21 protein-coding genes and 1 pseudogene are annotated in these 16,258 nt (G+C 73.5%); 20 read left to right on the plus strand and 2 right to left on the minus strand.

Going from position 1 to position 16,258, the window contains the following annotated elements; translation table 11 throughout:
- Positions 1-30: 30 nt before the first annotated feature.
- From TR49_RS46045 to TR49_RS34230, 8 genes and pseudogenes are all read left to right on the plus strand, one after another.
- A pseudogene (locus tag TR49_RS46045) lies at positions 31-882 on the plus strand (acyltransferase domain-containing protein); the annotation flags it as partial.
- A gap of 70 nt (positions 883-952) precedes the next feature.
- A complete protein-coding gene (locus TR49_RS46520; RefSeq protein WP_268874146.1) occupies positions 953-1,987 on the plus strand; it encodes an acyltransferase domain-containing protein in 1,035 nt (344 codons plus the stop codon).
- On the plus strand, positions 1,984-3,006 hold the full coding sequence (locus tag TR49_RS34205) for a 3-oxoacyl-ACP synthase III family protein (protein ID WP_042388916.1): 1,023 nt from the start codon (positions 1,984-1,986) through the stop codon (positions 3,004-3,006). Before TR49_RS46520 ends, TR49_RS34205 begins: the two co-directional genes overlap by 4 nt.
- Positions 3,003-3,260, plus strand: a complete 258-nt coding sequence (locus tag TR49_RS34210; protein WP_042388919.1) for a hypothetical protein — start codon at positions 3,003-3,005, stop codon at positions 3,258-3,260. The genes TR49_RS34205 and TR49_RS34210 overlap by 4 nt, the downstream gene beginning before the upstream one ends.
- Before the next feature lie 14 nt (positions 3,261-3,274).
- Positions 3,275-4,120, plus strand: coding sequence for a 2-oxo acid dehydrogenase subunit E2 (locus TR49_RS34215; RefSeq protein WP_052434894.1), 846 nt, complete (start codon positions 3,275-3,277; stop codon positions 4,118-4,120).
- Entirely contained in the window at positions 4,005-4,859 is an 855-nt protein-coding gene (locus TR49_RS34220; RefSeq protein ID WP_152627604.1) for a 4'-phosphopantetheinyl transferase family protein, read from the plus strand. Before TR49_RS34215 ends, TR49_RS34220 begins: the two co-directional genes overlap by 116 nt.
- Entirely contained in the window at positions 4,856-5,920 is a 1,065-nt protein-coding gene (locus TR49_RS34225) for an alpha/beta hydrolase (protein ID WP_042388922.1), read from the plus strand. Before TR49_RS34220 ends, TR49_RS34225 begins: the two co-directional genes overlap by 4 nt.
- Positions 5,917-6,306, plus strand: coding sequence for a DUF4260 family protein (locus TR49_RS34230; RefSeq protein WP_042388926.1), 390 nt, complete (start codon positions 5,917-5,919; stop codon positions 6,304-6,306). Before TR49_RS34225 ends, TR49_RS34230 begins: the two co-directional genes overlap by 4 nt.
- 173 nt (positions 6,307-6,479) lie before the next feature.
- On the opposite strand, the gene TR49_RS34235 is transcribed toward TR49_RS34230, so the two are convergent.
- Positions 6,480-7,634, minus strand: coding sequence for a cytochrome P450 (locus tag TR49_RS34235; RefSeq protein WP_042389036.1), 1,155 nt, complete (start codon positions 7,632-7,634; stop codon positions 6,480-6,482).
- Between the two features lie 137 nt (positions 7,635-7,771).
- Here TR49_RS34235 and TR49_RS34240 point away from each other — a divergent pair, with 137 nt between their 5' ends.
- The 8 genes from TR49_RS34240 to TR49_RS34275 all read left to right on the plus strand — a co-directional run bounded on the left by TR49_RS34240 (position 7,772) and on the right by TR49_RS34275 (position 12,490).
- Positions 7,772-8,053: a DUF6059 family protein gene (locus TR49_RS34240; protein WP_152627605.1), complete on the plus strand. Its 282-nt coding sequence runs from the start codon at positions 7,772-7,774 to the stop codon at positions 8,051-8,053.
- Between the two features lie 168 nt (positions 8,054-8,221).
- On the plus strand, positions 8,222-9,100 hold the full coding sequence (locus TR49_RS34245; RefSeq protein WP_063770245.1) for an AfsR/SARP family transcriptional regulator: 879 nt from the start codon (positions 8,222-8,224) through the stop codon (positions 9,098-9,100).
- Positions 9,101-9,260: 160 nt separating this feature from the next.
- Positions 9,261-10,037 (plus strand): thioesterase II family protein, encoded by a 777-nt coding sequence (locus TR49_RS34250; protein ID WP_042388931.1) that lies wholly within the window; start codon positions 9,261-9,263, stop codon positions 10,035-10,037.
- Positions 10,038-10,056: 19 nt separating this feature from the next.
- The gene (locus TR49_RS34255; protein ID WP_042388933.1) at positions 10,057-10,893 is read left to right on the plus strand and encodes an AfsR/SARP family transcriptional regulator; all 837 of its coding nucleotides are present in this window, start codon (positions 10,057-10,059) and stop codon (positions 10,891-10,893) included.
- Between the two features lie 61 nt (positions 10,894-10,954).
- Complete coding sequence (locus tag TR49_RS34260) at positions 10,955-11,221, plus strand: acyl carrier protein (protein ID WP_042388935.1); 267 nt, start codon at positions 10,955-10,957, stop codon at positions 11,219-11,221.
- Positions 11,222-11,240: 19 nt separating this feature from the next.
- Positions 11,241-11,624: a SchA/CurD-like domain-containing protein gene (locus TR49_RS34265; RefSeq protein WP_042388938.1), complete on the plus strand. Its 384-nt coding sequence runs from the start codon at positions 11,241-11,243 to the stop codon at positions 11,622-11,624.
- A 29-nt stretch (positions 11,625-11,653) separates the two neighbouring features.
- Complete coding sequence (locus TR49_RS34270; RefSeq protein ID WP_042388941.1) at positions 11,654-12,106, plus strand: anthrone oxygenase family protein; 453 nt, start codon at positions 11,654-11,656, stop codon at positions 12,104-12,106.
- A 72-nt stretch (positions 12,107-12,178) separates the two neighbouring features.
- The gene (locus TR49_RS34275) at positions 12,179-12,490 is read left to right on the plus strand and encodes a hypothetical protein (protein ID WP_042388943.1); all 312 of its coding nucleotides are present in this window, start codon (positions 12,179-12,181) and stop codon (positions 12,488-12,490) included.
- Between the two features lie 71 nt (positions 12,491-12,561).
- Here the strand turns inward: TR49_RS34275 and TR49_RS34280 are convergent, their stop codons facing one another.
- A complete protein-coding gene (locus tag TR49_RS34280) occupies positions 12,562-12,951 on the minus strand; it encodes a SchA/CurD-like domain-containing protein (protein WP_042388946.1) in 390 nt (129 codons plus the stop codon).
- Between the two features lie 228 nt (positions 12,952-13,179).
- On the opposite strand from TR49_RS34280, the gene TR49_RS34285 reads away from it, so the two are divergent.
- The 4 genes from TR49_RS34285 to TR49_RS34300 form a co-directional block, all read left to right on the plus strand.
- Complete coding sequence (locus tag TR49_RS34285) at positions 13,180-13,515, plus strand: TcmI family type II polyketide cyclase (RefSeq protein ID WP_042388949.1); 336 nt, start codon at positions 13,180-13,182, stop codon at positions 13,513-13,515.
- The gene (locus TR49_RS34290; protein ID WP_042388954.1) at positions 13,512-13,952 is read left to right on the plus strand and encodes a cupin domain-containing protein; all 441 of its coding nucleotides are present in this window, start codon (positions 13,512-13,514) and stop codon (positions 13,950-13,952) included. Before TR49_RS34285 ends, TR49_RS34290 begins: the two co-directional genes overlap by 4 nt.
- Positions 13,949-15,226, plus strand: a complete 1,278-nt coding sequence (locus TR49_RS34295; protein ID WP_042388956.1) for a beta-ketoacyl-[acyl-carrier-protein] synthase family protein — start codon at positions 13,949-13,951, stop codon at positions 15,224-15,226. Before TR49_RS34290 ends, TR49_RS34295 begins: the two co-directional genes overlap by 4 nt.
- 2 nt (positions 15,227-15,228) lie before the next feature.
- On the plus strand, positions 15,229-16,258 hold a 1,030-nt coding region (locus TR49_RS34300), incomplete at its 3' end, for a beta-ketoacyl synthase N-terminal-like domain-containing protein (RefSeq protein WP_201776269.1).

A 16,258-nucleotide genomic window follows, 5' to 3' on the forward strand; every position in this document is an offset into this window, starting at 1 on the left:
ATCAAGGCGACCCTCACGCTGCGCAACGGCGTGGTCCCGCCGCTGGCCACGGTCGGCGGCGAGCACCCGGCCCTGGCCCTGCGCGACCACGGTCTGCGGCTGGTCGAGCGGCCCGAGCCGCTGCCCGCCGACGTCACGCGGGTGCTGATCGGCGTCTCCAGCTTCGGCATGGGCGGCAGCAACGCGCACGTGATCCTCGCCGGCGCGCCGCGCGAGGACGTCGTGGTGGCGGCCGCGCAGGCCGAGGACCCCGCCACGGCACCGGACTCCGAGGAGGTCTCCGCCTCCGTCTTCACCCTCACCGCGCCCTCCGCGCAGGGCCTGCGCCGCAACGCGGCCGCCCAGGCGGAGACGCTGGCGCGGCTCACCCCGGACTGGGCGGGCGAGCCCGCAGCCGTGCCGGTGGGCCGGGTCTGCTGGACCAGCAACCGGGTGCGCACCGGGCAGCCCTACCGGCTGGCGCTGCCCGCCGCCGACCTGCCCGGCCTGGTCGAGGCGCTGCGTGACGCCGCGTCGGGCGAGGAGCGGTGCGGCAACGCGCCGGGCGAGACCCCGGTGCTCGGCTTCCTCTTCACCGGCCAGGGCGCGCAGTACCCCGGCATGACCGCCCGGCTGTACCGGGAGAGTGCCCTGTACCGCCACCACCTGGACCGCGCCTCGCGCGCGCTCGACCCCCACCTGCCCGGCTCCGTCGTCGAGTTGCTGCTCCGCGGCGACGAGGCGGTCCACCGCACCGAGTGGACCCAGCCGTGTGTCTTCGCCGTCGAGTACGCGCTCGCCGCGACGCTCGCCGAGCTGGGCGTGCGGCCGGACGGGGTGGTCGGGCACAGCATCGGCGAGTTCGCCGCTGCCGTCGCCGCGGAGGCGCTCACCCTGGACGAGGCGGCGGCCGTCGTGGCCGCCCGTGCCACCGCCATGGGCGCGCTGCCCGAGGGCGGCGGGATGCCTCGCGGTGCGCGCCGACGCCGAGCAGCTCGCCGAGCTCGTCGCGGCCGAGCCGCTGGTCTCCCTGGCCGCCGTCAACGGCCCCGGCGCCAGCGTCCTCGCCGGCGACCTGGGCGCGCTGGCGCGGCTGCGCGAGCACTTCGCGGAGCAGGGCACGGGCGCGACCGCACTGAAGGTCTCGCACGCCTTCCACTCGACGCTGATGGAGCCGGTGCTGCCGGAGTTCCTGCGCCGCGCCAGGAGGATCCCCACGGGCAGCCCGCGGCTGCCGATGTTCTCCTCCGTCACCGGCGGCGTCCTCGACGCCGGGGGACCGGGCCTGGACGCGGACTACTGGTGCACGCACATCACCGGCACCGTCCGCTTCGCCGATGCCGCGCAGACGATGCTCCGCGCGGGCGTCACGCACCTGGTGGAGCTCGGCCCCAAGCCGGTGCTGCTGACGCTGGCCCGCCGGGTGCCGGGCGGTGCGCGGGTGCCGGGGCTGAGCGTGCTGAGCGGTCCGCAGTCGGGCGCCCAGGCGCTCGCCTCCGCGGCAGCGGAGCTCTACCGGCACGGCGCCGAGCTGTCCTTCGACCCGCTCTACACCCCCGCCGACCAGCGGCTGACCCGCCTGCTGCCGCAGGTCTTCGACGACTCGGTGCGGCTGTGGCGCCGCCCGTCCGCGCCCGTCGTCAGGCCGGCCGCGGCCACGTCGGCCGCCGCGCCGGCCGTCATGGAGGGCGCCTCCTCGGTCGGCGTGCACGAGCAGCCGGGACGCGAGGGCGAGCGGTCCGCCCGCACCGAGAGCCCGGCCGAGGCGGTGCCCGCCAGCGTGGCCGTCGTGCTCGGCGTCGACGCGGCCGAGGTGGGCCGCCACGACCGCTTCTACGACGACCTCGGCTTCGACTCGGTGATGCTGATGGAGCTGAAGACCCTGTTGGAGGAGCGGCTGCCCGCTCTGGGCGAGCTCTCGCTGCCCGAGATGATGGCCGCCCTGGTCAGCGTCGACTCCCTGGTCAGCCATCTGGACGAGCAACTGGCCCTGAGCAGGGCCGCATGAGCACGACCATGTGGCTGCGCTCCGCCGCGGCAGCGCTGCCCGGGCCTCCGGTGGACAACGCCGCACTGGGGGCCCGGATCGGCCTCCCCGCCGAGTGGATCGACCGCTTTGTCGGCACCCGCGCCCGGCACTTCGCCAAGGGCCGCACCGACCTGGCGGGCCTGTGCGAGCGCGCCGCCCGCGACGCGCTCGGCCGGGCCGGGCTCGCCGCCCGCGAGCTCGACTTCGTGGTCCTGGCCACGGCAACACCGGACGCGTTGATGCCGACCACCGCCGCCGTCGTCGCGGACCGGCTCGGCGCGGGCGACGTGCCCGTCTACCAGCTCCAGTCGGGCTGCTCCGGCACCGTGCAGGCGCTGGCGCTGGCCAGGGCGCTGCTCGCCGACGGGGCCGGACGGGGCCTCGTGCTCGGCGGCGACGTGGCGGCCAAACACCTGGACCTGGACCAGGACTTCCGCTCGATGCGCCCGGCCCAGCTGGTCAACTACGTCGTCTTCGGGGACGGCGCGGGCGCGGCGGTGGTCTCTGCCGACCGCGCGCCCGGCGCGGCCCGCTGCGCGGCCGTCGGCCACCGTCCGGTGCTGCCGGGCGTCGCGCCCGGCCAGCGGCTGGAGTGGTACGGCGCAGCCGAGCGCGACTCGTCGCTGCCGCCCGCGACGGAGGACTACGCGGCCGTCGAGCAGCGCGTCCCGGAGCTTGCCGAGCAGGCCGCCAAGGAGCAGTTGGCGGCGCTGGACTGGACCGGCGAACAGCTGGACCACCTGTTGCCGCCGCAGCTCGGTGGCCGGATGACGACGGCGATCACCGCCCGGCTGCGGGCCGCGCTCGGCGCCGAGCGGGCCGCCGAGCTCTCCTGCGTCGCGGACACCGGCAACACCGGGAACGCGCTGCTGCTCCAGCAGTTGGCACTGCTGCTGCCGCTGTTGCGGGAGGGCGAGCGGACCCTGGCGGTCTGCGTCGAGTCGAGCCGCTGGATCACCGGAACCCTCGCGCTGGGCCCGGAAGGGCGATCGGTATGACCGGCCTGAACGGGACCGGGCCGGAGGACCTGGCCGACATCGGCGGTCTGGTGGCGCTGCTCAACGAGGAGCTGGACCTGGAGCTCTCGGCGGACCAGGCGGACCTGCCGCTGGACGCGCTGCCCGGCTGGGACTCGATGCTGCTGCTACGCGTCCTGATCGCCCTGGAGGCCGCCGCGGGCCGCGCGCAGTCGCTCGCCGACCTGCTCACCGCGGGCACCCTGCGGGAACTGCACCGGGCGGTGCGGCTGTGAGCGGCGGACGGGCTGTGAGCGGCGGAGGCGACCGGGCCCGGCGTCACACCCGGTACTTCCTCGACTGGGCGCGGAGCGCCGCCCCGGTGCACCTGGGCGCCGAGGTCGACATGCGCGGCGTCGAGGCGCACCGGGCCGCCGCCCGCGCGGCGGGGTCGCCCGTGTCCGTCGTCAGTTACCTGCTGTACGCCGCCGGTCGGGTGCTGGCCCGCCATCCCGAGGCCAACGCCGCCGCCGTCGGGCGGCTCTTCCCGAGGACGGTCCGCTTCGACCGGGTCCACGCCAAGCTGGCCGTCGACACCGGCGCGGGCGCGGAACGGCGGGTGCACACCGCCGTGCTGCGCGACGTGGACCGGCTCTCGCTGGCCGAGCTGCAACGGCTGGTGGAGCACCACCGCGACGACCACACCGACGGCAGCGCCGACGCGGCGCGGCTGCTGGCACGCCTCCCGGCCCCCGTGGGCCGGCTCGCCTTCCGGGCCGCCATGGCCCGCACCTCGCGCAGGCCCGAGCTGCTCGGCACGGTCGCCGTCAGCTCGCTGGGCCACCGGCGCGTGGACACCTTCGACGCCTTCGGCGGCACGGCGGTCACCCTCACTGCCGGCCGGATCACGCAGCGCCCGGGGCCTCACCGGGCCCTCACCGCGGTGCTGCGCCTGGGGCTCACCTTCGACCACCGTGTCATCGACGGCGCCGCAGCCGCGGATGTCCTCGACGAGCTCGTCCACTTGCTGGAGGCCTGTGATGCCGCTCTTCCCGGGGGGTGGGACGACCCTCGACTCCGTCTCGGTGATGGACCGGCCGATCCGCCTGACCGGTCCGGAGGGGCCCTGGCACCGGTTCGCCAAGGCCTTCCGTGAGCACGGCGTGGCGATGGTGCACGCCCGGCTGGCCGACTGGGTCCCGGAGGACCTGGACGACCCCGGGCTCGCCGTCGCGCTCGGCCGCGACTACGCGCGCTTCCGCGACATGCGCCACCGGCCCGTCCGCGAGCGGTTCGCCGCGTCGCGGTCGCTGCTGCACTGGGTCGCCGGGCAGGCCATGGACGCGCCGCCGGAGACGGTCGAGATCGCGTACAAGCCGGGCGGTCGCCCCTACCTGCGCGGCTGCGACCAGATCGACATCAGCCTGAGCCACACCGACGAGCTGCTGCTCGTCGGCATCACCCGGCGGGGCTGGATCGGCGTCGACGCGGAGCTCTCCGACCGGCCCATGCTGAGCCCCGGCATCGAGCGGCAGGTCTGTACCGCGTACGAGCGCACCATGCTGGCCGACGTGGAGGAGGCCGACCGCAACCACGAGATGGTCCGGCTGTGGACGCTCAAGGAGGCGTACAGCAAGGCCATCGGGCAGGGGCTGCGGTTCCGCTTCAACGAGTTCGGCTTCGGCCCGGCGGGACAGCCGCTCCAGGTGCTGCGACCCGACGGCTCGCCGGGCACCGGCGACGAGTGGGTCCTGGACAGCTGCACCATCGACGGCAGGTACACCGTCAGTTGGGCCCTGTACGACGCCGGCTTCGGCGACACCGAGGACACCCGGGCCAGCACCATGCTCGATCCCGGGCTGCTGGAGGCACTCATGGACGGAGCGGGGGCATGACCGCCACGCGGCAGGAGACGGGCGTCGAGGAGCTGGCCGAACTCGCGCTGCTGCACGCGCTCGCCCAGGGCATCGACGAGCCGTCGGCGCGGGAGCTGCTGGGGCGGGTCCGCCGCCCGTGGGGTGAGCGCGCCGACGCCTGGGGGCCGGTCTGGACGGAGGCGGGGGACCGGCTCGCCGAAGAGGGCCACCTGCTGGAGGCGTGCCGCCACTACGCGGTCGCCCGTTTTCCCTACCCCGGCGACGACGCCCGCCGCGTCGCGCAGCGGCGCTGCGTCGAGAGCTTCGACCGCTGGCGCCACGCGCAGCCGACCCGGATCGACCGGCTGACGGTCACCCTGGACGACGAGCGCTTCGTCGCCTGGACGGCGGGCCTCGACCCGGTGCGGCCCCGCCCGCTGCTGCTGGTGCTCGGCGGCATCGTCAGCGTCAAGGAGCAGTGGGCGCCGCTGCTGACGCAGGCCGACGCCCTGGGCGTGGCGCTTGCCGTCACCGAACTCCCCGGCGTCGGCGAGAACACGCTGCCCTATGACCTCGCCGCGCCGCGGATGCTCTCCGCCCTGCTCGACGCGCTGCTCGGCCTGGCCGACGTGCGCCGCGTCGCGGCGGTGGCGCTGAGCTTCGGCGGCCACCTGGCGCTGCGCTGCGCCCTCGACGACCCGCGGATCGCCTCCGTCGCGACGGTCGGCGCGCCGGTGCGGCGGTTCTTCACCGACACGGCCTGGTGGCCGACGCTCCCCGCGACGACGCGGGCGTGCCTCGCACACACCATGCGGACACCGCTCGACGAGCTGCAGGAGCGGCTGCGCGACTGGGCGTTGACGGACGCGGAGCTGGCCGTGCTGGCGGAGCAGCGGGTGCCGGTGCACTACGTCGCGAGCCTGCGCGACGAGATCATGCCTGCTGGGGAGGCCGACCTGCTGCGCCGGGCCGGTGTGCCCGGCACGGACCGCGTCTTCGACGACGTCCACGGCGCGCCGGACCACCTGGACGAGACCCGCCTCCACCTGATCGGCGGCGCGCTCGCCACCTTCAGAGCGGGGCCGGGGGCCGGCAGATGAGACCGGGCTGGACCTACCGCACGCCGACCGGCCGCGCGACGAGCGCGCTGGTCGGCGTGGCCGCGCTGGCCGCGGCACGGGCGGCTGCCGGGCGGCGGAGCAGGACCCTGTGGGTGTGCGCGGTGGTGCCGGACGTGGCGCTGCTGATCGGTGCGGCCGCCGCGCCGACGTGGAAGCAGCTGCCGTCCTACGCGATCCGGCCGTACAACACGTTGCACTCGCCGGTGGTGCCTGCGGCGCTGTTGCTGACGGCCGCAGCCTCTGGCCATCGCGGGACGACGGTCGCCGGCCTGGCCTGGCTCGCGCACATCGCCGTCGACCGAGCCTTCGGCTACGGGCCACGTGACGGGGAGGGTTTCGTGATGCATTCCGTGGCAGCACGCTAGGGGCGCGGGGAACTGCGCGACAAGCCACCGGCGAGCGGATGGCCCTGCGCGTTCGGGGCTCTCCCTGCGTGGGATGGCGGCACCCCCCGGCCGAAGGCTGGGGGTGCCGCGCCCACGCGGTGGAGCCGCACATCAGCAGAGCCTCGGGCCCCGGACAGGGCAACTGCGCCTCGTCACCAGGTAACCGGCAGCTCCACCAATCGGTTCACCAACAACCCGCTGTGCATCCGCAGCTCCTCGACCGGCACGGCCAGCCGCAGGCCGGGCACGCGGCGGGCCAGGACGCTGATCGCCGTGCGCAGCTCCGCGCGGGCGAGGGATGCGCCGAGGCAGTAGTGGGGGCCCTGGCCGAAGGCGAGGTGGGGGCGGCCGGTGCGGGACGGGTCGAAGAGGTCGGGGTCGGGGAAGACGGACTCGTCGCGATCCGCCGAGCAGATGGACGCGATCACCGCGCTGTTGCGCGGGACGGGCGTGCCGGCGATCTCGACGTCGCGCAGGGTGACGCGGAGCGGGCCGCCGTCGCCGACGGGGTTGTAGCGCAGCAGTTCCTCGACCAGCGCGTCGAGGGCCTCGCCCTCGTCGGGGACGGCGGCCAGGCCCTCGGGGCGCAGCAGCAGGGTCAGCACGGAGGTGCCGATGACGCCGGCGGTGGTCTCATGGCCGGCCAGCAGCAGGGTGACGGCCATCGTCAGCAGTTCGCGTTCGTCGAGGCCGCCGAGGGCCAGCGCGCTGAGCAGGTCCTCGCCGGGGCTGCGGCGCTTCTCGGCGACCAGGCCGCCGAGGTAGGCGAGCAGCGCGGCGCGGGCCTCGGGGCTGGGGGCGGTGAGCGAGAGGACCTGGTCGGACCAGGCCTGGAAGGTGTCCCGGTCGGCGAAGGGCACGCCCAGCAGCTCGCAGATCACGAACGCGGGCAGCGGGAAGGCGTAGTGGCCGATGAGATCGGCTTTCGGCCCGGTCGCGACTAGGCCGTCGACGAGGCGGTCCGCAGCCGCCGTCAGCAGCGGCTGGAGCGCCACCGTGCGGCGCGGGGTGAACTCCCGGGCGACCAGGGCGCGCAGGCGGGTGTGCTCGGGGCCGTCCAGGGTGAACAGGCCGCCGGGGTCGAAGGGGAGCCGGGTCAGCTTGGGGGCCTCGGGCAGGACCGTCGCGGCCCGGCTGAAGTCGGGGTCGCCGAGGATGCGACGCACGTCCTCGTAACGGCTGACCAGGTAGCCGTGGTCGCCGCTGGGGAAGCGCACGGGGGCGACGGGGCAGGAGCCGCGCAGGTCGCGGTAGGCGGCGGGCACCTCGGTGGCGTTCGCTCGGGCGGGCGGGTAGTCGAGGCTCATGCGGGCAGTGTCGGCGCGGCCGCTCGGATTCCGGTCGAGGTCGTGAACCACACCGACCATGACTCGACCTGGAGTGGCTCTCGAGCGGCCGGCGCGACCATGTAGGGCATCCCCTTTTGTGCCAAGGAGGTGCCCTCGTGGGCAGGTTGGGGCGAAGTCTCGCCAAGTACTGCTTCTATCCCGTATTGCGGGCCCTGGCCGTCTACGGACAGTGCCAGGTAGGGGTCTTCCATCCGGACGTCAACCCGACGGAGCTGGCCCGCCAGCTGCGCCCGGCGGACGACCGGATGCCGTACGTGCCCGCCACGTTCCTCGGCTTCTCCGGGCCGCCGCTGGGACACCCGGAACGGCTGACCGCGGGGGTCGGCCTGTCCTCCTACGAGCGTGAGGTGCTGCGTCAGCTGGACCTCAGCAGCTGATCGGCGGCCGAACGGCAGTCGAACGGCGATTGAGGAAGTCCTCCGCAAGACGTGAAGATCTCACTGTTCCCGGCCGCCACGCCTTTGGCACTCTGGTGCTTGGCTCTCTCCGCAGCGACCTCGAAAGGAGAAGGCCGCGGCGCCTACCGTGGAGGGGACGGTGAGGGCATGGAGATCAAGGTACTGGGCCCGCTTGAGGCGGTCGAAGCGGATGTCTCGATCGTTCCCACGGCCGGAAAGCCGCGTCAACTGCTGGCTCTGCTGGCGCTGAACGCGCGTCAGATGGTGCCGGTTGTCGCGATGATGGACGAACTGTGGGGTCCGCGTCCGCCGCGCAGTGCGGCGACCACCCTGCAGACCTACATCTTCCAACTGCGTCGTTCGCTCTCGGCCGCGATGGTCGGCTCGGGGCGTGACGCCAAGGAGGTGCTGATCACCCGCAGCGCGGGATATCTGCTGGAGACCCCGATGGGCGATGTCGACGCCTGCCGGTTCGACGAGTTGACCGTCAGAGGCTACGCGGCCTTCGAGGCGGGGGACCCGGAGGCCGCGTCGCGCCAGCTCGGTCAGGCGCTGGGCCTCTGGCGAGGCCCGGCGCTGATCGATCTGCCGCGCGGCAGCAGGCTGGAGATCGAGGCGACCCGGCTGGACGAGAGCCGGGTCGCGGCGTTGGAACGACGCCTCGACGCGGATCTGCAGCTGGGGCGGCACCACGAGATCCTGGGGGAGCTGGCCGGGCTGACCGCCCAGTACCCGCTGCACGAGAACCTGCACGCCCAGTTCATGCTCGCGCTCTACCGCTGCGGCATGTCCGCGCGGGCGCTGGAGGTCTTCCGGCGGCTGCGTGCCTCGCTGATCGACGAGCTGGGCCTGGAGCCCTCCGCGCCGGTGCAGCGGCTGCAGCGGGCGGTGCTGTCCTCGGATCCGATGCTCGACCCGGTCAGCCCGCTGCGTCCGCAGAACCCGCGGTCGCCGTCGGGGGACCGTCGGCAGACCATCGAGGGTCCTGACCGGGCCCTGGCCCCGAGGGCGGGGAGCCGCGGCTGACCCGCCCGTGCGTCACCGCTCTGTCCCGGCCCGCGCCGACGGCCCAGCTGCCGCGCGCGGGCTCAAGAGCATGTCAAGCGTTCCTGCAGCTCCTCTGAGGACGATCGTTCGCACCTGAGGGTTGTTCAGGGTGTGCGCGACGTGACGAGGGGGTGCGGTCATGGGCGGCTGGTTCGCGGTGGACCCGGGTCCTTCCGGGTCGATGCGTCTGTTCTGCTTCCACCATGCCGGAGCGGGCGCGATGTCCTACGCCCGTTGGCAGAATCGTTTCCTCGCCGCGCTGCCGGTGGAGGCGCCGGTGCGGGTGGTGCCCGTGCGGCTTCCCGGGCGGGAGAGCCGGCTGCGGGAGCCGCGGATCACCTCGGCCGAGCGGCTGCTCGACGAGCTGGAGGCCGCGCTCGGCGAGTACTGCGCGGAGCCGTACGCGCTCTACGGGCACAGCCTGGGCGCGCTGGTCGCCTACTCCGTCGCGGACCGGCTCCGCGGCCGCGGCCTGCGGCCGCCCGAGCTGCTCGCCGTCGGCGCCTGCGCGCCGCCCCACCTCGGCATGCCGCTGCTCGACGGCGCCGAGCTCGACGACCGCGCGCTGCACGGCCTGCTCGAGCGCACCGGCGGCGAGATGCCGCAGAGCTCCCTCAACCTGAGCTGGTCGCGGACCATGCTCGACATCCTCAGGGACGACCTGCTGCTCGCCCGGGGTCTCCGGGCCGCCGCAGGCAGGACGTTGGACGTTCCCGTGCTCGCCCTGGCCGGTCACGCCGACCACGTCGCGCCGGTGGCCCAGGTCGCCGAGTGGAGCGCCTACACGGTCGGGGGCTTCACCCTGCGGAGCCTTCCCGGCGACCACTTCTTCGTCCGTGACGAACCGGTCGTGGCGCTGCTCGCGGAACGGCTCCGAGCCTGCCTGACCTCCGCGACCGCCGCCCCCCTGGGCTGACTCAAGAAGGAGCTCGACGATGGACATTGGTGTGCTCGGGCCCTGCCAGGTCACGCTGGCGGGGGCCTCCGTCGTACCGACAGCGATCAAGCCGCGGAAGGTGCTGGCACTGCTGGCGATGTACCCCGACCAGGTGGTGGCCGTCTCCCGGTTGATCGAGGAGCTGTGGGGCGCCAACCCGCCCCGGAGCGTGCAGACCACGCTGCAGACCTACATCCTCCAGGTCCGCAACCTGATCGGCGCCGCGCTGGCCGTGGGCCCCGGGGAGAACCTGGGCTGCGGCCCCAAGGACATCCTGGTCACCTCCGCCAACGGCTACATGCTGGACACCCAGGGCGGACTGGTCGACGCCGTCGAAGCCGAACGGCTCGCGGCCATCGGCCACCGCGCCCTGTCGGTCGGCGACCACCAGACCGCCGCCTCCCGCTTCCGTCAGGCGCTGGCCCTGTGGCGCGGCCCCGTCCTGGTCGACGTGCAGGTCGGCCCGCTGCTGGAGGCCGACGTGATCCGGCTGGAGGAGTGCCGGCTGAGCATCCTCAGCCAGCGGATCGAGTCGGACCTGGCCCTCGGCATGCACCACGAGATCCTCGGCGAGCTGGCCGGACTGGCCGCCCGCCACACCACCCATGAGCGGCTCCAGGCGCAGTTGATGCTGGCCCTGTACCGGGCCGGACGACGTGGCAGCGCCCTGGAGACCTACCAGCGGCTCCGGATCACCCTCGGCCGCGAGCTCGGCCTCGACCCGTCCCCGACCCTGCAGGGCCTGCAGCGGGCGATGCTCTCCGACGACCCCGAGTTGGAGTACGCGGGCGCGGGATCCGGGGCCGGCGCGCTGGCGGTGGGCCGGTCGGGCTGAGACCTGGTCAGCCCCTCGGCGCCGCAAGGCACCACTCACCTCACCGAAAGGACCGCACGCGATGGCCACCTATACCGTGCAGGAGCTGACCGCTGCGCTGCGCGAGTGCGCCGGCGACTCCGACACCTACGACCTGTCCACGGCCGACGACTCCGTCCTCGACGTCACGTTCTTCGAGCTCGGTTACGACTCCCTCGCGGTGCTCCAGGTCACCGGTGTGATCGGGCGCCAGCTCGGCATCCAGATCGAGGACGACGCGGTGGCGCAGGCGGAGACGCCGCGACTGCTGCTGAAGATCATCAACGCTGCCCCGTCGCGCGCCGCCTGAGCCGAAAGGTCGAACGTTCATGCCGTACGCAGCCATCACCTACCGGGTCAAGCCCGGCTTCGAGGACGAGATCGCCGCGATCTTCGCCGGGTTCCAGCGGGTGGACACGCCCGACCTCCCCTCCCTGCGGGGCGGTGAGGCGCCCGCCGGGCGCCTGCTCGGGACGGGCGTCTTCATCAAGGACGACATCCTGGTCCGGGTCATCCACTACGAGGGCGAGTTCGCCGCCGTCGGGCGTCACATGGCCGCACAGAAGGGCGTCCACAAGCTGGAGGAGGAGCTGCTGCCCTACCTGGCCGAGGAGCGCGACACCCGCAGCGACGCGGACTTCGCCGCCTACTTCAAGAACGCCACGATGCGCTCCATCGCCCAGCTCACGGTGGACACCCACCCGAACGGCTGACCGGCGCGGCCGGGAGAGGAGGGAGGGCCGTGGTCGAGACTCTCAGCGTGCTCGCCGCCGTGGGCACCGGAGTCACCGCGGGCGTGCTGTTCGCCGTCGCGCTCAGTGTGCTGCCCGCGCTGTTCGCGATGGAGCCGCGCACCTACGTGGAGGCGCACCGGCTGCTGGGCCGCAACTGGGACCCGGTGATGCCGTTGACGGTGCTCACCAGCACCGGCCTCAACGTGGCGCTCGCGGTGCTGCGGACCGGGACGGCGCGGGAGCTGTACATCGTGACCGCGGTGCTGCTGCTGGGCGTCTCGACGGTCTCGCATCTGTGCAACGTCCCCATCAACCGCAGAGTCAAGGCGGTCGCGACCGACGGGGCGTTACCTTCGGACTGGGAGGACCCGCGCCCGCTCTGGCGGCGATGGCACCTGCTGCGCACCGGCCTGGCGCTGGCCGCCCTCGTGGTGGGCAGCGGCGCGACAGCCCTGCACTGACCAGTCCCCGGGCGGGGCTCTCCGGAGTCCCGCCCTTCTCCGCCTGCGGGCGGCCTGTTAAGGAGACGACCCATGCGATTACGACGACGCCTGCTCACCGCGGCGCTGGTGCTGGGCCTGGCCCTGCCGGGGCTGGCGGCCTGTGCCGACGCCAAGGGCTCCTGCGACAAGGGGCAGTGCCGTCTCGACCTGCACGAGGGCTCGCAACTCTCGCTCGACGGCGCGGACTTCGTCGTCAAGCGAGTCGACGCCGCCTCGATCGTCATCAGTTCGCACGGCTTCAGCTACACCCTGCAGAAGGGCCTGGACCTCAAGCTGGGTCGGTTCCACCTGAAGCTGGCGGACGTCAACGACGGCTCGGCCGGCGTCGACGTGGCCAGCTGAGCCACGCGGGAAGAGGCCGGACCCTTCAAGGGTCCGGCCTCGACTCGTCCGGCGGCGTTGCTCCGGAGGCGTCAGCCGCGCACCGAGATCTGCGTCAGGCACGGCAGCAGGCTGCGGTTGAAGGTGGCCACGAAGCCCTCCGGCGTGCCCGTGTCCCGGGGCTTGCTGAGGTAGGGCTTGAGCTTGGCCTCGACCTCCTGCACCCCCGGCTGGGTGGCCATGTGCCAGGCGACCTCCTGCAGGTCGCCCTCGTACTCGATGAAGCGCACCATCGTCGCCTCGCGCAGGAAGACGGCCGTGGACAGGATGCGCGTGGTGGGCGTCGGCGCGTCCGCGTCCGGCGCGCCGCCCGGCCGGCCCTTCACCGACGACGAGCCGACCCGCTTGAAGCTGCCGAAGATCTCCGCCAGCTCCTTCTCGAAGCCGGGCTTGATGTCGTACTGGATCGCCGCGAAGGGCATGCCCTCTCCTCTCCTCGTGGTCGCGGGCGGGCCGGGCCGTCGGCGGGGGGAAGGCCGACGGCCGCGCGGCCCGCCCGGCCCCTCCATGCTGGCCCGTGCTTTCGCGGCGGACTCGAGGGCGACTGGTCCGCCGACCGTGCAGCCCATGTCGAGCGCCACTCGAGGGAGGCGGAGGAGTGTTCGGACCGCTGCTGTGAAGCAAGTCATCGACCCGCAGAGGAGGCGGCGGTGCACCGGACACTGATCGTGGCACGGATGGACCCGAGGAACGCTGAGCCTGTCGCGAAGCTGTTCGAGGAGTCGGACGGGACGGATCTGCCGCACCTGATCGGCGTGTCCCGCCGCACGCTCTTCAACTTCCACAACCTGTACTTCCACCTGGTCGAGGCGGACCAGGACATCTCCCCGAACCTCTACAAGGCCCGCAGCCACCCGCTGTACGACCGGATCAACACCGGCCTGACCGAGTGGATCTCGCCGTACGACCCGAACTGGCAGGAGCCGAAGGACGCCATGGCGTCCCCGTTCTACGTGTGGACCAGCGAGCAGGGGAGGATCCAGTGACCACGCCCGTCAACGACCCGAGCATCCTTCGCGTCAACGTCTCCGACGCCACGCCCAACCGCAAGCGCGGCGGCGACATCCGGGTCACCCTGAGCCCCGTCACCGTGGGCTGCGGCTCCGGCTTCGGCGGTGTGCTGCACCTGGAGGCCGGCGAGTACGTCACCCGGCACTACCACCCGTACTCCGAGGAGTTCCTGCACGTCGTCCAGGGCCAGCTGGAGCTGACCCTGGACGGCAAGCCGCTCGAACTCGGCCCGGAGGACTCGGTGCTGATCCCGATCGGCGTCGACCACCGGCTGGTCAACGTCGGCAAGGTGCGGGCCACCGCGGTCTTCCACCTCTCGCCGCTGGCGCCCCGGCCCGAGCTGGGCCACGTGGACACCGAGGACGTCGTCGACGCGGGCGCGCCGCAGCCGCAGGTGGGCGATGCCCCATGACCCGTCGTGCCGTCATCACCGGCATAGGGGTGGTCGCCCCCGGCGGACCCGACCGGGAGGCCTTCTGGGACCTGCTGTCCGCCGGGCGCACCGCGACCCGGCGGATCTCCCTCTTCGACCCCACCCCGTTCCGCTCCCAGGTGGCCGCCGAGGTCGACTTCGACCCGGCGGCCCGGGGGCTGACGGACGCCCAGATCCTGCGGATGGACCGGGCCGCCCAGTTCGCCGTCGTCGGCGCGCGTGAGGCCGTCGAGGACAGCGGCATCGAGCTGGACGCCGTCGAACCCGAGCGGATCGCGGTCAGCATCGGCAGCGCCGTGGGCTGCACCATGGGCCTGGAGCAGGAGTACGTCACCCTGAGCGACGGCGGCCGCAACTGGCTCGTCGACCACACCAAGGGTGTGCCGCACCTGTACGGCTACATGGTGCCGAGCACCCTGGCCGTCGAGGTGGCCAGGGACGCCGGCGCGGAGGGCCCGGTCGCGCTGATCTCGACCGGCTGCACCTCCGGGCTCGACTCCATCGGGCACGCCATGCAGCTGATCGAGGAAGGGTCGGCCGACATCGTGCTCGCGGGCGCGACCGACGCGCCGCTCTCGCCGATCACCTCGGCCTGTTTCGACGCGATCAAGGCCACCACGCCGGACAACCACCGCCCCGAGTCCGCGTCCCGGCCCTTCGACCGGGACCGCTCCGGCTTCGTCCTGGCCGAGGGCTCGGCGGTGCTGGTGCTGGAGGAGAAGAGCGCGGCCGAGGCGCGCGGCGCGCACATCTACGCCGAGCTGGTCGGCTTCGCCGGCCGCAGCAACGCCTTCCACATGACCGGCCTGAAGGCCGACGGCCGGGAGATGTCCGAGGCCATCACCCGGGCGCTGGCCCAGGCGAAGCTGGACCCGACCGCCGTCGGCTACATCAACGCGCACGGCTCCGGCACCAAGCAGAACGACCGGCACGAGACGGCGGCGTTCAAGCGCAGCCTGGGCGACCACGCCTACCGGACGCCGGTCAGCTCCATCAAGTCGATGGTCGGCCACTCGCTCGGCGCGATCGGCTCGATCGAGGTCGCCGCCAGCGCGCTGGCCCTGGAACACCAGGTCGTGCCGCCCACGGCCAACCTGGAGGTCGCCGACGCGGAGTGCGACCTGGACTACGTCCCGAAGACGGCCCGCGAGCACCGCATGGACGTGGTGCTGAGCGTCGGCAGCGGATTCGGCGGATTCCAGAGCGCGATGCTGCTCGCCCGTCCGGGCGTCGTCGCCTACGAGAGGAGCTGAGCGTGTCCGCTGTCGCAGACGACGCCCCGCTGATCACCGGTATCGGCGTGGTCGCGCCGACCGGGCTGGGCACCGCCGATCACTGGGCCGCGGTCCTCGCGGGCAAGTCCGGCATCGGCCCGATCAGCCGGTTCGACCCGGCGACCTACCCGGTCCGCTACGCCGGCGAGGTGCCCGGGTTCGACACCGCGGCGCAGGTGCCCAGCCGGCTGGTCACCCAGACCGACCGGTGGACCCACCTGGCGCTCGCGGCCACCGCCGAGGCGCTGGAGGACGGCGGCGTCGACCCGAAGCAGCTGCCGGAGTTCGAGATGGCCGTGGTCACCTCGTCCTCCTCCGGCGGCACCGAGTTCGGCCAGCACGAGATGGAGAACCTGTACCAGCACGACCCGTCGTGGGTGGGCGCCTACCAGTCGATCGCCTGGTTCTACGCGGCCACCACCGGTCAGGTCTCCATCCGGCACGGCATGCGCGGCCCCTGCGGGGTGCTCTGCTGCGAGCAGGCCGGAGGCCTGGACGCGGTAGGGCAGAGCAGAAGGCTGCTGCGCCGTGACGCTCGTCTGGTCGTGACCGGCGGCACCGACTCCTCGCTCTGTCCCTACGGGGTGACCGCGCAGCTCAGCTCCGACGGACTGTCCACGGTGGACGACCCGCTCCGGGCCTACCTGCCCTTCTCCGCGGAGGCCTCGGGCTTCCTGCCGGGGGAGGGCGGCGCGATCCTGATCACCGAGCGCCCGGACGCCTTCGCCGAGCGCGGCGGCGGCCGCGCCTACGCCCGGGTGCTCGGCTACGCGGCCGGCTTCGACCCGGCGCCGGGCGGCGACCGCCCGCCGGTGCTCCGCCGCACGATCGAGCGGGCCCTGGCGGACGCGGGGCTGCGCCCGGAGGAGATCGACGTGGTCTTCGCCGACGCCTCCGGCGTGCCGCAGGCCGACGCCGAGGAGGCGGCCGCGCTGCGCGCGCTGTTCGGCGCGAACGGCGTGCCCGTCACCGCGCCGAAGACGCTCACCGGCCGGCTCTACGGCGGCGGCG

The sequence above is a fragment of the Streptacidiphilus melanogenes genome (assembly GCF_000787835.1).
Classification (GTDB): domain Bacteria; phylum Actinomycetota; class Actinomycetes; order Streptomycetales; family Streptomycetaceae; genus Streptacidiphilus; species Streptacidiphilus melanogenes.

What these genes read in the sequence shown, in the direction of transcription:
- TR49_RS34205 (WP_042388916.1), top strand. Translation starts at nt 1,984, where the DNA reads ATGAGCACGACCATGTGGCTGCGCTCCGCCGCGGCAGCGCTGCCCGGG.
- TR49_RS34210 (WP_042388919.1), top strand. Translation starts at nt 3,003, where the DNA reads ATGACCGGCCTGAACGGGACCGGGCCGGAGGACCTGGCCGACATCGGC.
- TR49_RS34220 (WP_152627604.1), top strand. Translation starts at nt 4,005, where the DNA reads ATGCCGCTCTTCCCGGGGGGTGGGACGACCCTCGACTCCGTCTCGGTG.
- TR49_RS34225 (WP_042388922.1), top strand. Translation starts at nt 4,856, where the DNA reads ATGACCGCCACGCGGCAGGAGACGGGCGTCGAGGAGCTGGCCGAACTC.
- TR49_RS34230 (WP_042388926.1), top strand. Translation starts at nt 5,917, where the DNA reads ATGAGACCGGGCTGGACCTACCGCACGCCGACCGGCCGCGCGACGAGC.
- TR49_RS34235 (WP_042389036.1), bottom strand. Translation starts at nt 7,634, where the DNA reads ATGAGCCTCGACTACCCGCCCGCCCGAGCGAACGCCACCGAGGTGCCC.
- TR49_RS34245 (WP_063770245.1), top strand. Translation starts at nt 8,222, where the DNA reads ATGGAGATCAAGGTACTGGGCCCGCTTGAGGCGGTCGAAGCGGATGTC.
- TR49_RS34250 (WP_042388931.1), top strand. Translation starts at nt 9,261, where the DNA reads ATGGGCGGCTGGTTCGCGGTGGACCCGGGTCCTTCCGGGTCGATGCGT.
- TR49_RS34255 (WP_042388933.1), top strand. Translation starts at nt 10,057, where the DNA reads ATGGACATTGGTGTGCTCGGGCCCTGCCAGGTCACGCTGGCGGGGGCC.
- TR49_RS34260 (WP_042388935.1), top strand. Translation starts at nt 10,955, where the DNA reads ATGGCCACCTATACCGTGCAGGAGCTGACCGCTGCGCTGCGCGAGTGC.
- TR49_RS34265 (WP_042388938.1), top strand. Translation starts at nt 11,241, where the DNA reads ATGCCGTACGCAGCCATCACCTACCGGGTCAAGCCCGGCTTCGAGGAC.
- TR49_RS34275 (WP_042388943.1), top strand. Translation starts at nt 12,179, where the DNA reads ATGCGATTACGACGACGCCTGCTCACCGCGGCGCTGGTGCTGGGCCTG.
- TR49_RS34280 (WP_042388946.1), bottom strand. Translation starts at nt 12,951, where the DNA reads ATGCCCTTCGCGGCGATCCAGTACGACATCAAGCCCGGCTTCGAGAAG.
- TR49_RS34295 (WP_042388956.1), top strand. Translation starts at nt 13,949, where the DNA reads ATGACCCGTCGTGCCGTCATCACCGGCATAGGGGTGGTCGCCCCCGGC.